At 63.7% G+C, this 17,166-nt stretch carries 16 protein-coding genes and 1 pseudogene; 8 read left to right on the top strand and 9 right to left on the bottom strand.

Annotated features, from left to right (window positions below; genetic code table 11):
- Positions 1 to 82: 82 nt before the first annotated feature.
- Positions 83 to 1,324, bottom strand: coding sequence for a CaiB/BaiF CoA transferase family protein (locus D3I60_RS16200; protein ID WP_262777565.1), 1,242 nt, complete (start codon positions 1,322 to 1,324; stop codon positions 83 to 85).
- A 145-nt stretch (positions 1,325 to 1,469) separates the two neighbouring features.
- On the opposite strand from D3I60_RS16200, the gene D3I60_RS16205 reads away from it, so the two are divergent.
- From D3I60_RS16205 to D3I60_RS16220, 4 genes are all read left to right on the top strand, one after another.
- Positions 1,470 to 2,168, top strand: coding sequence for a GntR family transcriptional regulator (locus D3I60_RS16205; protein WP_262777567.1), 699 nt, complete (start codon positions 1,470 to 1,472; stop codon positions 2,166 to 2,168).
- Between the two features lie 335 nt (positions 2,169 to 2,503).
- Positions 2,504 to 3,538: a DctP family TRAP transporter solute-binding subunit gene (locus tag D3I60_RS16210; RefSeq protein WP_262777569.1), complete on the top strand. Its 1,035-nt coding sequence runs from the start codon at positions 2,504 to 2,506 to the stop codon at positions 3,536 to 3,538.
- Between the two features lie 2 nt (positions 3,539 to 3,540).
- Entirely contained in the window at positions 3,541 to 4,221 is a 681-nt protein-coding gene (locus D3I60_RS16215) for a TRAP transporter small permease (RefSeq protein WP_262777571.1), read from the top strand.
- Positions 4,221 to 5,504 (top strand): TRAP transporter large permease, encoded by a 1,284-nt coding sequence (locus D3I60_RS16220; RefSeq protein ID WP_262777573.1) that lies wholly within the window; start codon positions 4,221 to 4,223, stop codon positions 5,502 to 5,504. The genes D3I60_RS16215 and D3I60_RS16220 overlap by 1 nt, the downstream gene beginning before the upstream one ends.
- A gap of 131 nt (positions 5,505 to 5,635) precedes the next feature.
- Here the strand turns inward: D3I60_RS16220 and D3I60_RS16225 are convergent, their stop codons facing one another.
- Complete coding sequence (locus tag D3I60_RS16225) at positions 5,636 to 6,943, bottom strand: Nramp family divalent metal transporter (protein ID WP_262777574.1); 1,308 nt, start codon at positions 6,941 to 6,943, stop codon at positions 5,636 to 5,638.
- A gap of 227 nt (positions 6,944 to 7,170) precedes the next feature.
- Here D3I60_RS16225 and arr point away from each other — a divergent pair, with 227 nt between their 5' ends.
- Positions 7,171 to 7,584, top strand: a complete 414-nt coding sequence (arr, locus tag D3I60_RS16230) for an NAD(+)--rifampin ADP-ribosyltransferase (RefSeq protein ID WP_262777576.1) — start codon at positions 7,171 to 7,173, stop codon at positions 7,582 to 7,584.
- Positions 7,585 to 7,638: 54 nt separating this feature from the next.
- Here the strand turns inward: arr and D3I60_RS16235 are convergent, their stop codons facing one another.
- From D3I60_RS16235 to D3I60_RS16250, 4 genes are all read right to left on the bottom strand, one after another.
- Positions 7,639 to 8,109: a carboxymuconolactone decarboxylase family protein gene (locus D3I60_RS16235; protein WP_262777578.1), complete on the bottom strand. Its 471-nt coding sequence runs from the start codon at positions 8,107 to 8,109 to the stop codon at positions 7,639 to 7,641.
- 8 nt (positions 8,110 to 8,117) lie between these two features.
- Positions 8,118 to 8,492: a GNAT family N-acetyltransferase gene (locus D3I60_RS16240; RefSeq protein WP_262777580.1), complete on the bottom strand. Its 375-nt coding sequence runs from the start codon at positions 8,490 to 8,492 to the stop codon at positions 8,118 to 8,120.
- 79 nt (positions 8,493 to 8,571) lie between these two features.
- Positions 8,572 to 9,627 carry a pirin family protein gene (locus tag D3I60_RS16245; RefSeq protein ID WP_262777581.1) on the bottom strand — a complete coding sequence of 352 codons (1,056 nt, stop codon included), beginning with the start codon at positions 9,625 to 9,627 and terminating at the stop codon, positions 8,572 to 8,574.
- Entirely contained in the window at positions 9,624 to 10,154 is a 531-nt protein-coding gene (locus D3I60_RS16250) for a MarR family winged helix-turn-helix transcriptional regulator (protein ID WP_262777583.1), read from the bottom strand. The genes D3I60_RS16245 and D3I60_RS16250 overlap by 4 nt, the downstream gene beginning before the upstream one ends.
- Before the next feature lie 103 nt (positions 10,155 to 10,257).
- On the opposite strand from D3I60_RS16250, the gene D3I60_RS16255 reads away from it, so the two are divergent.
- Positions 10,258 to 10,419: a hypothetical protein gene (locus D3I60_RS16255; protein ID WP_262777585.1), complete on the top strand. Its 162-nt coding sequence runs from the start codon at positions 10,258 to 10,260 to the stop codon at positions 10,417 to 10,419.
- Positions 10,420 to 10,430: 11 nt separating this feature from the next.
- Here the strand turns inward: D3I60_RS16255 and D3I60_RS16260 are convergent, their stop codons facing one another.
- Entirely contained in the window at positions 10,431 to 11,072 is a 642-nt protein-coding gene (locus D3I60_RS16260) for an isochorismatase family protein (protein ID WP_262777587.1), read from the bottom strand.
- Positions 11,073 to 11,176: 104 nt separating this feature from the next.
- On the opposite strand from D3I60_RS16260, the pseudogene D3I60_RS19400 reads away from it, so the two are divergent.
- Positions 11,177 to 11,383 (top strand): annotated as a pseudogene (locus D3I60_RS19400) (hypothetical protein); the annotation flags it as partial.
- Positions 11,384 to 11,410: 27 nt separating this feature from the next.
- On the opposite strand, the gene D3I60_RS16265 reads toward D3I60_RS19400, so the two are convergent.
- Positions 11,411 to 13,741, bottom strand: a complete 2,331-nt coding sequence (locus D3I60_RS16265; protein ID WP_262777589.1) for an MMPL family transporter — start codon at positions 13,739 to 13,741, stop codon at positions 11,411 to 11,413.
- 9 nt (positions 13,742 to 13,750) lie between these two features.
- Positions 13,751 to 14,899, bottom strand: coding sequence for a PucR family transcriptional regulator (locus tag D3I60_RS16270; RefSeq protein WP_262777591.1), 1,149 nt, complete (start codon positions 14,897 to 14,899; stop codon positions 13,751 to 13,753).
- 176 nt (positions 14,900 to 15,075) lie between these two features.
- Between D3I60_RS16270 and D3I60_RS16275 the strand changes: the two genes are divergently transcribed.
- Positions 15,076 to 17,163: a hydantoinase/oxoprolinase family protein gene (locus D3I60_RS16275; RefSeq protein WP_262777593.1), complete on the top strand. Its 2,088-nt coding sequence runs from the start codon at positions 15,076 to 15,078 to the stop codon at positions 17,161 to 17,163.
- Positions 17,164 to 17,166 lie beyond the last annotated feature (3 nt).

Raw genomic sequence — 17,166 nt, forward strand, 5'->3', positions numbered from 1 at the left:
GAGTATGCGAAACCGTCGGTAGTGGCCCTCACCGAGACGGCCTTACTGTCGGTCGTGCGTGCAGGTTCGTCGTCCATCGCCGTCAGATCACCCCGTTGCGGCGCAGTTCGCCGATCGCCTCGGCGTCCATTCCCAATTCGCCGAGGATGGACTCCGAATTCTGCCCGACAGCGGGGATCGGATCCATCCGCTGCCCCACCCCGGACATCTCGACCGGGGGCGCGAGCATGGAGATCGGCCCGGCAGGCGTCTCGACGTCGTGCCAGCGGTGGCGTTCGGTCAGCTGCGGATGGTTCGCGATCTCGCTCATATCGCGCTGCCTCGAGTGGGCGACCGCGGCCGCCTCGAGCAGGGCGTCGCAGGATTCGCCGGTGAGCGCGGAGAAGGCTCTCTCGATGATCTCCTGGAGTTCGTGCCGGTGGGCGTAGCGGTGGGCCGCCCGGTCGAAGCGGTCGTCGGTGACCATATCGGGTCGGTCGAGGACTTGAGTGGCGAAGCGTTCCCATTCGCGTTCGTTCTGGATGGCGAGCATGATCTGGGTGCCGTCGCCGCAGGTGAAGGCCCCGTAAGGGGCGATGGCTGCGTGGGAGGTGCCGGCTCGGGTCGGGCGGGTGCCGCCGTAGCGGGTGAAGTAGAGCGGGTAGCCCATCCATTCGACGAGGGAGTCGAAGAGGCTCGTCGACAGCGTGGCGCCTTCGCCGGTGCGCTCCCGTTTGTAGAGAGCGGTGAGGATCCCGGAGTAGGTGTACATTCCCGCGGCGATGTCCGCCGTCGAGATACCCGTCTTGGCGGGGAACTCCTCTGTTCCGGTCACGGAGACCAGTCCTGCTTCGGCCTGCACAAGTGCATCGTAGGCCTTCGCATCCTTGTACGGCCCGTCCGTTCCGTATCCGGAGATCGACGCATGGATCAGTCGAGGGTTGATCGACCGGAGTGCGTCGGCGCCGAGGCCGAGTCTCTCTGCCGCGCCGGGGGCGAAGTTCTGGATGAAGACATCGGCCGAGGCGATGAGATCGTAAAGGATCTTGAGCCCATCGGGGCTCTTGAGATCGAGCGCCAGGCTCTCCTTGTTCCGGTTGATCCACACGAAGTGGCTTGAGAGTCCGTTGACGGTCGTGTCGTAACCGCGGGCGAAGTCACCGACACCGGGACGTTCGATCTTGATGACCCGGGCTCCGAGATCCGCCAGTTGGCGTGAGGCGAAGGGGGCAGCAACCGCCTGTTCGCAGCTGATGACGGTGATGCCGGTCAGCGGCAGATTCCGGTCGGTCGCGTCGTCCTGCCCCACGGGGCTCGGTACGGACGTCGGTGCAGCAGTGGCCATCGGCCCTCCACGACGAGGTGTGAAACATTGACATCAACATCATACATATCTCAACCGATAATGCATTATCTGATCTCAGTCGACCCTTCAGCCTGTAGACTGAGGCCACCGAGACATGAAAAAGGCGCCCGCCGTCGGTGGGTGCATGAACGAAAGGCATCGGGTGGATCAGGAGTCGGCATCGACGAAGCGGGACGTCATCGTCCTCGGCCTCCGTCGCAAGATCCTCTCCCGCGAGCTCGATCGCGGCGAACGACTGCGACAGGACCAGGTCGCCGAATGGTTCAACGCCTCCATCACCCCGGTCAGGGAGGCCCTGCGGATCCTCGAAGCCGAGGGACTCGTCACCTCCGAAGCCCACCGGGGCGTGCGCGTCGCCGGCGTCGACGTCGACCGCCTCAAGTCCCTCTTCGTCACCCGCAAGCTCACCGAGACCTTCGCCATCGCCCGCGCCACCACGCGGATCTCCCGGCACGAGCTGCGGCAGGCCGAGCGTCTGCTCGAGGCGCTTGACGAGGCCAGCGCCGACGGTGATTCGCTGGGACGCAACACCCGCAACGAGGAATTCCACTTCTTCTTCTACGACCGCTGCGGAATGCCCGCGCTGCGCGACGACATCGCCGCACGCTGGCGAGCGTTCCCGTGGGACCTCACCCTCGACAGCCCCGAGAGACTCGACCAGGTGCACGCCGAACATCAGTCGATCGTCGACGCCGTGCGTGACGTCGATCCGGACGCGGCGGCGCGCCACCTCGGCGATCACATCACGAACGGCTTTCTCCGCCTGGCCGAATCAACGACGGGTCATGCCGTCTCCGACCCCTTCGATTTCGACGCTGACTGAAGCGACCTCGACGCGAGCTGACGGCTTCGGCACGGGTTGAACACGCTGCTCCCCCTGCGGTCCGGTCGCTCGCGCCCGCGCTATCGACTGCAGATCCACCCCAGAACTCGCCCGTGAACCGATCTGCCAACAAATAATGCATTCTTTGTAGGATCATATTGGAAATCAGCGAAAAGTCCTCTAGGCTCGTGAACGGTCGATCGAGAACATGACTCGGCACGAGCTCTCCGCCCGGCAATGATCAGCCGTCGAAGCGGTCGGGCTCGCCTGTCCGCACACGCGTTCCCGATCGGCATCGCCCCTGGCCAACCTGACTGGAGCTGACGATGACGTCAATGAGACGACCGAGATGGAAGCCGCTGATCGCGGGCCTCTCGATAAGCCTCCTGCTGCTGAGCGGATGCAATCCCGCCCGCAGCGGAGATCAACAGAAATTCGAACTGCGCTTCGCCCATGTCACCTCGGTGGGCACACCGAAGGGATTGGCCGCCGACTTCTTCGCCGAACAGGTCGAGAAGAAGTCCGGCGGCCGCATCGAGGTCGAGGTGTTCCCGAACTCGGAACTCTACGGCGACAAGGACGAGATGCAGGCCATCCAGTCCAATGCCGTCCAAGTTCTGGCTCCCGCGAGCGCGAAGTTCACGACGATCGCACCGAGCCTGCAGGTTCTCGACCTGCCGTTCATCTTCGACGATCCGGACGAGATTCCAGAGGTCGCCAGTCCTGATACGGAGATCGGCAAGGCGATCTACGCGAACCCCGATCTGGAAGCCAATGGGCTCAAGGTCCTCGGTTTGTGGGACTCGGGGATGAAGCAGATCCACTCCAACAACAAGACGCTGAAGCCCCAGGACATGAAGGGCAAGAAGTACCGCATCCAGCCCTCGGACGTGCTGCGCACCCAGTTCGAGACCTGGGGTGGCATTCCGACTCCGCTCGCGTTCGCCGAGGTCTACAGCGGGCTGCAGCAGGGACTCATCGACGGTGGTGAGAACACCTACTCGAATATCCAGTCGCAGAACATGCACACCGTCCAGAAGTACGTGACCGAGCTCGATCACGGCTACATCGGCTACATCCTCACAGTGAACAAGCGCTGGTACGACGAGCTGCCGGACGATCTGCAGTCCGCAGTGGACGAGGCTGCCGATGAGGCCAGCGAGTTCAACCGCAAAGAGGCTCAGAAGGTCAACGAAGAGTCGAAGAGGACCATCGAGGAATCCGGCGGCACCGAGATCGTCATCCCGAGCAAGGAGGAGCGCCAAGCGTTCAAGGACATGGTCGTGCCTTCCGAATACGAGAAGTACCGCGACGTCATCGGTCCTGAGGTCGTCGACGAGCTGCTCGAACGCAACGCGGAGAGGGGCTGAACATGAAGATCATCGACACGTACCTCAGCCGGGTCGAGAACGTCCTCGCCGGTGGTTGCCTCATCGCGGCCACCGCTTTGGCGGTCTTCGCCGTGCTGCTGCGCAATATCACCGGTGACGTCCTCTTCTGGTCCGAAGAAGCAGTCATCTATCTCATCATCTTCTCGACGTTCTTCGGCGCGGTGGTCACCCTGCGTCACAACGAGCACGTGGCCGTCGATATCATGCCGGCTCTGCTCAAGGGCAGGGCGAAGAAGTTCTTCGTCGTCCTCGGCGGACTGGCCACTCTGGTCTACGCGGGCTTCATCGCCTACCTGTCCTGGGCGCTCATCACCGAACCGTTCTCGCGGACGACGATCACCCCGGCGCTCAAGCTGCCGCTGTGGGTCGTCGAGCTCTCGCTGGCCGTGGGCATGACGCTGTTCTTCATCCGCGCGGTGGAGATGACGGTCCGGGCCCTGCGCACTCCTGCGACGGAGCTCGACAAGGATGTCCTGGCCGAGGAGGCCGCCGCCGTCGGCATCGACGTCGAGGACATCGCGATCGTCGATGACGGACCCGACAACACAGGACGGCACGACAGTGCTGCCAGTCGAAGCGACCACGCGAACCGCGCGGACAAGGACAACGGGAGCGACCGCCTCGGCGATGGCGGGACCGACGAGAAGGGAGGCGATCGCTGATGTTCGAAGCCACCATCGTCCTCGTCGTCGTCCTCATCGCTCTGCTCGTCACCTCGGCGCCGATTGCGGTCGCCTTGGGCTTGACCAGCCTCGTCTACTTCTACTACTTCACGCTCATTCCGATGACTCAGGTCTCGGAACGGCTATTCAACGCGCTCAATTCGTTCCCGCTCATGGCGATTCCGTTCTTCATCCTCGCGGCGAACATCATGTCCCGCGGTGGGATCTCGAGGCGGCTGACCGACTTCGGTGCGGCCATGGTCGGGCACCTGCGCGGCGGTATGGCGATCACCACTGTGCTGGCATGCATGTTCTTCGCCGCGGTCTCCGGTTCCTCGCCGGCTACGGTCGTCGCGGTCGGTGCGCTGATGATCCCGGCGATGGTGAAGAACGGGTACCCGAAGGAGTTCTCCACGGGACTCGTGGCCACCTCGGGATCGTTGGGGATCCTCATCCCGCCGTCGATTCCGCTCATCGTCTTCGGCATCGCCACCGAGCAGAACATCGGCGACCTGTTCCTCGCAGGCGTCCTGCCGGGCATCCTCGCCGGTGTGATGCTGTTGGGCATGGCCGTCTTCGTCGCGTGGAAGAAGGGCTACGGTCACGCCGGGGTCGGTTTCCGGATGTCGAGCAAGGACAAGCTCAAGGCGTTCCGGGATGCGATCCTCGCCCTGGCCCTGCCGTTCCTCGTCCTCGGCGGCATCTACTCCGGCTGGTTCACCCCCACCGAGGCGGCCGCCGTGGCCGTCGCCTATTCGCTGGTCGTGTCGCTGCTCATCTACCGCGAAATCAAGTTCTCGCAGCTGTGGGAGGTCACGCTTGCGTCGGTGAAGACCTCGGCGATGGTCATGTTCATCATCGCCAACGGCATCCTGTTCACCTTCGTGCTCGCCAGTGAGCGGATTCCGGGACAGATCTCGACGACGATCGCCGCGTGGGACCTGCAACCGTGGCAGTTCCTCATCCTCGTCAACATCCTGCTGCTGTTCGTCGGCTGCGTGATGGAGACGTCCTCGGCGATCCTCATCCTCGCCCCGATCCTGCTGCCGATCGCTATGGAGTTGGGCATCGACCCGATCCACTTCGGCATCATCGTGGTGATGAACCTCGAGATCGGCATGATCACGCCACCCCTGGGACTCAACCTGTTCGTCGCCTCCGGCATGTCGGGCATGAGCGTCGTCGGAGTCGCGAAGGCCGCCTTGCCGAGTGCGCTGGTGCTGTTGGCGGCGCTCGCGCTGGTCACGTTCGTACCGTTCTTCGCGACGGCGTTCGTGGGGTGATGTCCGGCGTGCACTGACGCATTGCAGTCGCTTCGGGTGGGACAGTTCTTCGAGAAGGAGGCTGTCCCACTCGTCTGCCGCCGAGCCGAGAGTGTCTATCTCTGACCTGGTGCCTCAGCGGTCGACTTGCTTCACCCGATGAACCCCATCACCGACTCCTTGACCTGCAGTGCGGCGAGGAACCCGAACAGTGCCAGGCACACGGCCAACAGCACGTTCGACCACTTCGTATTGCGCAGCTGAGCCGGAACGGAGGAACGGTTGAGGATGACGAGCAGCGCGAGCGCGAGCACCGGCAAGATGAACGCGCTGATCGCCGCGTAGACGAGCACGAGGGTGACGGGTTTGCCGAGGCTCATGATGACCACTGTCGCGACCGAGAGGTAGACAAGGACCCCGCGGAACTCGATCGACTTCGCCGACATCTCATGGGCAGGTTCGTCCTGATGCGGGTAGCGGCGAAGCACGCGCAGGCAGTCGGCGGTGACGTATGCGATGCCGGAGAATCCACCGAGCACGCTCGTGTACACCACCGCGAGGAAGCTGATGAGGAAGACGAGCCGCCCGGTCTCACCGATCCGCCCGACGAGGTCATCGGCGATGGCGAACAGCGCATCGTTGTCCGAGATCGCGAAGCCCTGCCCGTAGAGGATGAAGGCACCCACGGCGCTCATCGCCACAGCGAAGACGAAGACGAGTCCATAGCTGATGAACAGGTCGAGGCGGACGACGGGCTTCCAATCAGGCGTCCGCCACGCCTTCTCGCGGATCCAGAATGAGTAGGCGAGGATGCCGGTCGCTCCCCCGACCCCGCCGATGAGCGACATCACCGTGATGATCGAGGAGTTCGGGAACGTCGGCACAACCGTCGCCGCGGCGACCTCCTGCGCGTCCTGGCCCTGGAACACCGAGATCGCCAGAGCGAGGATGCCGAAGAACATGATGATTCCGAAGCCCATCATGGCCTTCTCCACGATCCCGTACCGGCCGATGCCGACAAGCACTGCAGCAGAGAGCAGCACGACGATCGCGGTCGGCCAGAACGGCAGAACGGGGAAGATCGCCTGCAGGATCGTCGTCGTCACCGCGATGACGCCGGCCCCGAAGAACAGCCCGACGAGCAGCTCCGCGATGAGGAACAGCACCGGGAAGGTCCGCCCGCCGAACCGGGTGAGGTGGGAGATCAAAGAGCGGTCACCGCTCATCTGCAGCCGCGCGACCGCCTCGGAGAGGACGAACTTGAGGATGATGCCGACCGTGAACACCCAGATGAGCGCGAGTCCGTATTCCGCTCCGGAGTTCATCGTCGTGATCATGTCCGAGGCACCGACGCTCGCGAGTGCCAGAACGATCCCCGGACCGATGAGGCGGAGCCGTCCGGTCAGTGATTTCGGCGCCGAGGCGGCGTTCTTCGTCTGCGACGTCATATCGGCGGACATAGGCGGGATGGGCTCCTTCACGTAGGTACGTCGACGACGTCACCGGAATCGTTCGCTCGGGACGTCGTTCGCTCAGGAGAGTATGGCCGAAGTTATCGAATCGCGGGACGGAAGTCTCAGCACCCGGGAAGCACCTCTGTCGCAGCGCTCGTCACCGCCTGCTCAAGGTCCATTCTAGTCGCCGATGCTGAAGCCGATCCGCAGTCTTCGGGCGTATATTCGACGCCATGGCTGCAGCACTCGATGAGGGACCCTTCTTCCACGGCACCCGTGCCGAACTCGAACCCGGAGACCTGCTGACTGCGGGCTTCGCCTCGAACTACCGCCCCGAAGTGACGATGAACCATATCTACTTCACGGCCCTGCCCGACGGAGCAGGATTGGCCGCCGAAGTGGCGGCCCTCAACTCCGGATCACCGCACGTCTACGAGGTCGAACCGCTCGGCGACTTCGTCGATGATCCGAACGTCACGGACAAGAAGTTCCCCGGCAACCCCACCCGCTCCTACCGCAGCACCGAGCCTCTGCGCATCGTCCGCGAGGTCACCGATTGGAAACGACTGAGCGAGACGGACCTGCAGATGTGGCGCGAGCGCCTCGCCGCCATCCGCGAGGACGACACCAAGGAGATCATCAACTGACACACTGACCGATCTCCGCTTCAGCACAGCACTTCCCACCGCGCCGGTGAGGACTCAGCCCTGCTCTGCTCCGAACACAGGATGATCGCTGGCGATCGAAATCCGGTTGAACGCGTTGATGAGGATGGTCGACCACTCGACCGCAGAGATCTGCTCGGTCGTCAGATGCTGAGCCACCTCGGCGGCGATCGCATCCCGATCCTCGGCCTTGTCCAGCACTGTCAGTGACTCTGCCAGGGTCAGCGCCGCGAACTCCTGATCGGTGAAGATCTCGGCCTCATGCCAGCTCGGCAGCACATCGAGTTTGAGCTGGGAGACCCCGGCCTTCCGGGCAGCCGGGGCATGGATGCTCAGGCAGGTACGGCATCCGTTGATCTGCGATACACGCGTGTTGACGAGCTCGATGAGCGCGTCATCGAGGCCGGCGGCACGTGAGGCTTTCCGCGAACTCGCCGCCGCCTGGGCCAGCGCCTTGTAGTTCTCGGGGTGGATCTTGTCGATGAAAGGTCGGCTGGCGTTGCTCATTCCCTCACTCACGCCTGTCGCTTGACGATGTCGATGTCGGCACCCGTGGCATTGCGGAACTTACCGCCCTGCGCGGCATAGTCATCGCCGGACTCCTTCAGCTTCTTGACGAAGAGCGGGCAGACGGGAACGACCGTGATCCCGCGCTCACGAGAATCATCGAGGGCCTCGGCGACGAGGAACTTCGACAGTCCGCGGCCGCCGAACTGCTCGTCGACGACCGTGTGAAAGAAGATGCGTTCGGTCTCCGCGTCGGGGCCGGGCAGGTAATAGGCACTCCCGGCGACAGTCCCATCGGCCACGGCGATCTCATAGGCCTGCGTTGATTCGTTCAGTGAGACCGTGACTTCGGCCCCGGTCTTGTCTTCGAATGTCTTCGGCATTGGTGCAACCCTTTCGCTCAGGACCGATGGTCCGGTTTTCAGTACAGGAGATTTCCGGTTCGGAGGTATTCCCCGAGCCTCATTCCTCGGGCCCTCCTTGAACCCGCGGGGGCGGATTCTTCCGCGCTTTGATCGTGACGTCGGGCAGCCTCGGCGCGGGCAGCCTGCCCATGCCATCGGCATTCCGACCGGGACCGCCCTTGCCGACATAGCCGTCGACAGCCCCGAAACGCTCGCCTTCGGCCTGCCATTCCTCGCGGTACTGGGCGATCTCCGAATGGGTGCGGCCGACGAAATTCCACCACATCACGATCTCTTCGGGGAATGGCTCGCCGCCGAGGAGGATGAGTCGGCCGGGTTCGTCGCCGCGGTTGGCGATGCGCAGCTCATCGACGCCGATTCCCGTATAGCCGATCGCTGCGACCGGCAGGTCGACGTTCTCCAAAGTGATGTCGCCGGAGTCGACGAGGAGGCCGTGCTCGAACCGGGGATCGACGGGCAGGTCAATGACTGCGCCCGGATTGAGACGGATCTCGGCACCGAGCAGCGGGGTGTGCGTGTGCACCGGTGACGATCCTTCGCCGAGGCGGCCGAGGAAGACGAGCATTTCCCCACCGTCGAAGGGCACGGGTGTGGGTTCGAAGTGCTCGAATTCGCGTTCGGGCCGGTGACGCGTGGCGTCGGGCAGGGCCAGCCACAGCTGGACACCGTGCAGCGTCGTCGTCTCCTCGGTCGAGACCTCGGAGTGGCAGATGCCGGCTCCTGCGGTCATGAGGTTGACCTCTCCGGGCAGGACGAGGCCCGCGTTGCCGCCTGAGTCGATGTGCTGGATGGCGCCGTCGAACAGCCAGCTCACGGTCTGCAGACCGGTGTGCGGGTGGGGTGCGACGTCCATCCCGCCGGTGACGGAGACATCGGCCGGGCCGTAGTGGTCGACGAAGCACCAGGGTCCGATCAGCGAGCGCTGACGCTGCGGCAGGGTCCGACGCACGGTCATCGCACGAGGTCCGCCCAGCGGCACTTCGCGGGAGGTGATGATCTCGACAGGGGATCGTCCCTGCTGGTCACAGTTGGGGCCGGGGAGGCCGCCGGACTTGCAGACGATCTGATCCGGTTTCGTATCGACGTTGCTCATGCCGGTAGCGTACCCCCGTGTGCGGCATCCGCCTCGGACGCGGTCTGCGATTCGCCTCGACCCCGCGGGCGATGAGGCTTGATCTTCGAGACCAGGTCGAACAGCTGCTCCGATTCCCCCTCACCCAGACCGGCGAAGGCGGAGAGGACGATTTCGCCGTTCGTCTGCTCGGCCGCGCCGCGCACGGACTCTCCCCGCTCGGTGAGGCTGACGCACACGCCGCGCTGATCGTCGGAATCGGTCGACTGCGCGACCAGCCCGCGTGCTTCGAGACGCCCGAGGATCCGGCTCAGAGCACTGCGGCTGACCACCATGTTCCTCAGCAGGTCGCGGTGGCGAATCCGCTGGCCGGGCGGGATGTTGATGAGCGCATCGAACTCGTTGGTAGTAAGTCCGTGTCGCCCTCGGAACGCCCGTTCGAACTCCGCCAACATGGCTGCCTGCTTCTCGAGCATCAGCCTCCACGCCGCGATCTCGATCGGTCCGAGCTGTCGGAGGATGCTGCTGACGGGAGACGCTTCGCTCATGGTTCGCATCCGAGACGGCGAGCGGAGGCGGACAGGGATGACATGCGAGACGAACTCACGGACGAATCCTCACAATTTGTTGCTTCGACAACATTTTCATAGTATGAATGATACTACCCGGAGACGCATGCGTTCCGGGTGTCCCCTCGAGGCCCGGATGCAGCTGCGCATCATCCCCGCCGAACCGGCGATGCGGCATCCACGGGCGGACAGCAATGTCCGCCCGGCGCGAGGCCTCGACCGACCCACCCCTCAGGGACTCTGAGGTTCCGGCAACTACTTTCCCGCCTTGTCGAGTTCAGCTTTGAGCGGGAAGTACCAATTCATGACCTCACGGAGGTTGTCGGAGTCCGAACGTGCCCAATTGCGCATGAGTTCGCTGGCGAAGGAGATCGCCGTGATCGGCCTCGCGCCGGCTGCAGCCATCCGCTCGAGTGCCCATCGGTGGGAGTCAGGGCTGATTCCGCCGACAGCGTCCGCGACGGGGTAGACCTCGAACCCCTCGGCGAGCATATCCAGTGTCGGAAAGGTCAGACAGACCTCGGTCCACAATCCGGCCATGACGATCTTGCGTCGACCTGTGGCACGCACGGCGGAGCGGAAGTCGGAATCCTCCCACGAGTTCACTCCGGTTCGGTCGATCTCCTCGACTCCCGGCAGCTCCTTTCGGATCTCCTCGGCAGTTCCGGTATTGACCCCGAGGTCGACACCGACAGTCGAGAGGACGACCGGCACCTCGTACTTCGTCGCGGCCTTGCACAGCGCGATGACATTGAGGTCGATGCGCTCCTTCGTCGTCGACTGCACAGTCCGATACTGCTCCGGCTGGTAGTCGATGATGGCCACAGCGCAGTTCTGTGGCGTGAGCAGAGGGTCGGACTCGGGGTCGCGAATCGGTTCAGGCTGGGTCTTGGGCATTGTCGGCGCTCCTTGGGAGATGAGATCGGCACCTGCTTTGTTGCATTAACAACAATTCCATAGTCGGATGGACGTGTCCATAGGCTGCCGCGGATGCGCCTCTCGCGATTGTCCAGAGGCTGCGCAACTACGGCATTCTCGAGGTCGATCCGCACGAGGTCGTTGCGGGTGACACCGCGAAGTGCTCGACCATGGTGAGCGTCCGTGACATCTCGGTCATGGCCTCCGCCCTGGCATCCGGTGGGGATCAGGTCGTTCTCTCCACGCCTGGACGTTCACGACAACAGCGTCCGCCGCCTGGCCCCGGCTGACCGACGGGCTAGAAGCCGTCCGTCGCTTCAGTCCTTCTGGATCTTCCCCTGCCACGGCCACCACACGCTGCGCCCGATGTCGTGGACGAGCGCCGGCACCACGAGCGATCGGACAAGGATCGCGTCGAGGAGGACGCCGAAGGTGACGATGAAAGCGAGCTGGAAGAGGAACATCACCGGGATGACGGCGAGCGCAGCAAAGGTTGCCGCCAGCACGATGCCCGCCGAGGTGATCACCCCGCCCGTGGAGACGAGCCCTTTGAGTACCCCTGCTCGGGTTCCCAGTTGCAGCGATTCCTCCCGCACCCGGGACATGAGGAAGATGTTGTAGTCGATGCCGAGCGCGACAAGGAAGACGAACGCATAGAGCGGCACCGAGGGGTCGGCACCGGAGAACCCGATGACATCGTTGAACACGAGCGCGGAGACTCCCAGCGCGGTACCGAAGGACAGCACGGTGAGCACCACGAGCAGCAGCGGGGCCAGCAGGGACCGCAGCAACAGGATGAGGATGACCGTGATGACGACGAGGATGAGCGGGATGGCCAAGGTCCGGTCCGCCTCGGCGGTGGTGTTCGTGTCGAGATCGACCGCGGATTCCCCGCCGACGAGCGCCCCGGCGTCGATGTCATGCACCCGGTCGCGGATCTCGGTGACCGTCGATTCGGCCTCGTCCGAATCCGCGACGGAGGTCAGGGTCGCTTCCAGCAGGACATTGCCGTCGACCTCGGTCGGAGCCGGCGTCTCCGGCTGACCGGACCCGCCCTGCCCAGCCCCACTCGGCATACCGCGCGGTGGGTCGGTCTTTCCGTCCGTACCGATGGACAGCGTCCCGCTTGGGGAATCGTTCGCGACGACAGTCATCGATTCGACCCCGCCGAGGCGACCGACCGCCTTCGCGGCATCGCTGAGCTCATCTTCGGCCACGACGATCTGTGCCGGGGACCCGGAACCACCGGGGAAATGCTCGGCCAGGATGCCCTGGCCGTCTCGGGCTTCGGAGTCGCCGAGGACGAAGTCGGACTGCGGAACTCCCGCGGCCTTGAACTGCGGGAGCGCAAGCAGCGGGATGGCGAGGATGATGACGAGCGTGACCCAGATGCGGCGCGGATGTTCGGCGACCGCCTCGGCGATGCGGGCCCAGATCCCGCGCTTGGATGCAGCCGTTCCTGTCTGGACGCGCGGCAGGAAGGGCCAGAACACGGCGCGGCCGATGATCATCAGTGCGGCAGGCAGGAAGGTCAGTGCCGCGAGCATCGCCACGACGATGCCGATCGCCGCAACCGGGCCGAGCGCACGAGTCGACGCAAGATCGGTGAGCAGGAGGACGAGGAGCCCGGCGATGACGGTGCCGCCTGAGGCCGCAATCGGTTCGAGGACGCCCTTGAGGGCGCTCAGTCCGGCCCTGATTCGGTCAGCTTCGTGGAGGAGCGCGTCACGGAATCGGGCGACGACGAGGAGGGAATAGTCCGTGGTGGCGCCGACGACGAGGATGAAGAGGATGCCTTGGACCTGCCCGTTGATCAGGAGGATACCGGCATCGGCGAGGTGCCAGACGATGAAGATCGAGGCGGCAAGCGCGGCGACCGAGGTGAAGAGGACGATGACGGGCAGCAGCGGGGATCGGTAGACGATGATGAGGATGACGAAGACGGCGATGAGCGCGACGAGCAGCAGGATGCCATCAATGCCGGCGAAGGCTTCGGAGAGGTCGGCGGAGAAACCGGCAGGGCCGGTGACGTGGACGTCTGCCACGACAGTCGGGGCTTCGGCGGCCTGATCCGGGGTCATATCGGCGGCAGACGCGGTCGGGAAGGCCTTGCCGATCGTGTCTCTGATGGACTCGACGTCATCAGACGTCGTCGCCTGTGAGACCGGGAGGATGATCTGGAGAGCCTCGCCATCGTCGGAGGGAATGGCCGGTGAGGGATCGGCGGCGAGCAGGTCATCATCCTCGAGCGACTTCGTCAGATCGTCGAGTCGGGACCGGTCGTCGCCGGTGATCCCATCGCTGTTCTCGAGCACGACGATTGCGGGAACATAGTCGAGGTCGCTGAATTTCTCGATCTGCTCCTGAGCGCGCGTGGACTCCGCAGATTCGGGGAGGAAGGACGAGCGGTCGTTCGTGGCGACTTCGGAGATCTTGCCGAAATACGGGCCCCCGATGCCCGAAATGCCGACCCAGGCGACGAGGAGGACGGCGCAGAGAGCGAGCAGTGCCCCACGACCGCGGACGGGGCCCTCGGGGTGCTGTTGGGGCGCGGCAGCTGTGTCGGCGCCGTTTGCATCGTCACCGGCGGGACCGCCTCGGCGAATACGGGGGTCCGGCGGCGTCGAGGTCAGGAGGTGACGGGGCATGCTCTCAGGCTACGCTTGTTCGGCAGTATCGAGACAATGCATGGCAAGCACGATCTCCGCTGCGATCCGGGGATCAGTGAGCCGTGCGCCCAGCACTCTTTCGATCTGCCCGATCCGGTAGCGCACAGTATTCTCGTGCACGTGCAGCCGAGCAGCAGACTCAGCAATGCTGCCGCCGCTTTCCATGTAGATGCGCAGAGTGGCAGAAGCTTCGGGTTTGGTCGTCAACGGGTTGAGAAAGGCGGCGACGAGTCGACGGTCGAAACGCGAACTCATTCTGGCGGCGGCCCATTCGACCGGACGCATTCGGTCGACGAACGCGAACTTCGTCCCGCGCACTGAGCCCAGCGCCACGTTCGCAGTCTGCAGCATCTCGGGAACCTGGCTCAATGCAGTGAACAGACCAGACACTCCGGCGCCGAGAAGGCCCGGAGCATCCAGGCCAGTTTCGACATCGAACTCCCCCGAGCACACCGCGGTCTGTTCGATCGCCGATGTTCCATACCCGGATTCCCTGATGACGAGTCCGCCCCCGGGAGGCAGAGCCGGTCGCGTCGGCTCGGAATCCCCACTGTCGAGACGAACTCGTACGGCCCGGATCGGCTCGTAGGGGACGAATCCGAAGCTTTCGAGGACCCGCCACAGCGCCGGTTCGCGTCCCGGTGACACTCCGGCCTCCAAATCTCGCAGAACTCGGACCGATTCCTCCCGTCGAGTGCTGATCGAGAACGATTCGAAACCTTCGAAAGCGCGCAGGAGCTTGGACATGACGTCGAGGATCAAGCCGCCGGCGGCGCCCTCCCCCTCCACGAACTCATCGTCGTGCACAGCGATGACGACCACGTGATTGCGACTGCGAAGGCGAACAGCCTGAGCATAGACGTGCCAGCGACCGATCGTCGCGGACTTCGGTTCACCCCACAGTGCTTCGCTCGCACCCGTGACAACGTCATCGTGAACCCATTGGGAAATGAGATGCGTCGGCGCCGTACCGACAGATCGGATGACCTCACCGAGCTCGTTGACGACGAGCCCGGCACCTCTGCTGAGTTTGGCAGCACGCAGAAGCGTCGATTCGAGAGGATCAGAGGAGTTCAGACCGCTCATCAGCTCGTCGAAGATCTGCTCTCGCGTCAGCGAATTTCGATTCGAGAACATCAGCGTCTCTCCTTGCCGTCGCAGATGCCGGCCCATCAGCGGGCCTGCTGTCAGCAACGATGACAGCACTTTGGGATTTTCACAAATACTATCGCTTCTTACTTCATCTGCTCCATTGACCTGCTCAAATGCGGAGGTCCAGTCTATGGAGAACACCTCAATCAAAGGAGATGACCGTGGCAGATCTACGCGTCGCAGTCGACGTCGGCGGAACGTTCACCGACATCTGCGTTTTCGACGAATCCACCCAGAAGATGAGGGTGACGAAAGTACCTTCGACTCCGGACAACCCGATGGAGGCCGTACTCAACGGTGTGAAGCGAGCGAACATCGACCTTAGTCAGGTTGAACTCTTCTCGCACGGAACGACCGTGGCGACCAACGCGCTCATCACTCGTAGATTCCCCAAATCGGCGATGGTGACGACCAAGGGATTCCGCGATGTCATCGAGATCCGTGATGGCACGAAGGACGACCTGTGGGACGCGTACTCAGACGTCTCCGGTCCCTACATTCGTCGCCGCGACCGATTCGAAGTCACAGAACGCGTCGACTACGCCGGCAATATCGTCACCGAACTCGATGAAGATGAGGCCCGGAAGCTCGGGCGACTGCTGAAGAAGCGCGGAGCGACGACCATCGCCGTCTGCTTCATCAACTCTTATGCGAACTCCGCGAACGAGATCCGAATGCGAGAGATCCTCACCGAGGAGCTGCCCGAGGCCAGCATCTCGACGTCGGCGGAAGTGCTGCCGGAGATCTTTGAGCACAATCGATTCAATACGACGGTTGCCAACGCCGTGCTCGGACCGCTCGTGTCCGGCTATGTCGAGCAGCTCGACAGCAGCCTGACCGACGACGGCTATGCCGGCGAACTGCTGCTGCTCCACTCCGGCGGCGGTTCGATGACGTCGGAAATGGTCAAGAAATTCCCTGTCCGACTGGCGGCCTCGGGGATCGCCGCAGGCGCCATAGCCGCCCAGCACGTCGCCGAACAGTGTGGGTACGACAATGCTGTCGGGCTGGACATGGGCGGCACCTCGACAGACATCTCGCTCATCGCAGATGGTGAGCTGCGGGAGACGAACGAGTGGGAAGTCGAATACGGCCACCCCATCGTCTTCCCCAGCATCGAGGTGCTCACAATCGGAGCAGGCGGAGGATCGCTGGCACACATCGACATTGCCGGCTCACTGCGAAACGGCCCTCAGTCAGCGGGTGCCGACCCAGGTCCTGTCTGCTATCGACGAGGCGGGGAGGAACCGACGAACACAGATGCGAACCTCTGGCTCAACCGGCTGGGCACCGATCTCGCTGACGGTGAGATGACTCTGGACCGCAACAGTTCTCAGGCGGCAATCAAGGAGAAGATCGCCGAACCGCTCGGGCTCGACGTCGACACCGCAGCCGAATCCATCGTCAAGGTCGCCAATGCGAACATGGCCGATGCGGTCCGTCTCGTGTCCATCCGCCGCGGACTCGATCCTCGAGATTTCGCGCTCATCGCCTTCGGCGGAGCGGGCGCCCTGCACGGAGCGGATGTGGCTCGCGAACTCAACATCCCCTCGGTCATCGTCCCGCCCAGCCCGGGAGTCACCTCGGCGCTGGGATGCCTCCTCGTCGACATTCAGCACGACCTGTCACAGATGTTCACCGGCGTCGCGGACTCCGCTGATGCCGAATCCGTCGAACAGCACTTCCGCGAGCTCGAGCTCGAAGGTCGAGATCGACTGCGGCATGAAAAGGTCCCTGACGAAGACGCGGTCTTCGAACGCGGGATCTCGATGCGCTATCACGGCCAGTGGAGGTCGCTGCAGGTGAAGATGGGATCGGGACCGAACGCTCTGCGCGAGGCCGTCCAGCTCTTCCACGAGGAACACGAGAAACAGTACGCCTTCCGGCAGGACGACACCCCCGTCGAGATCTATCAGCTGCATCTCAAAGCGCTCGGCAGAACGCCGAAACCGACCTTCAAACCGACTCCGGTCAGCAGCAAGGATCCCGGAGAGCCGATCGAGGTCCGCGATGTCTACTTCGACGGTCAGTGGCATTCGACGCCGGTCTACCAGCGCGAGAACCTCCCGTCAGGCGCGGCGTTCATCGGACCGGCAATTCTCAACCAGATCGACTCGACCACAGTGATCCCGCCGAATTCCTCGGCTGTGATCGACGAATGGTTCAACATCCGCATCGCATTGAACTCCGAGGCAGACGAGCCGGCGCTGGCTTCCGCCTCCGAGAAAACGACACAGAACGGCCTGTGAGGA

The organism is Brevibacterium permense, from assembly GCF_025506275.1.
Lineage (GTDB): Bacteria > Actinomycetota > Actinomycetes > Actinomycetales > Brevibacteriaceae > Brevibacterium > Brevibacterium permense_A.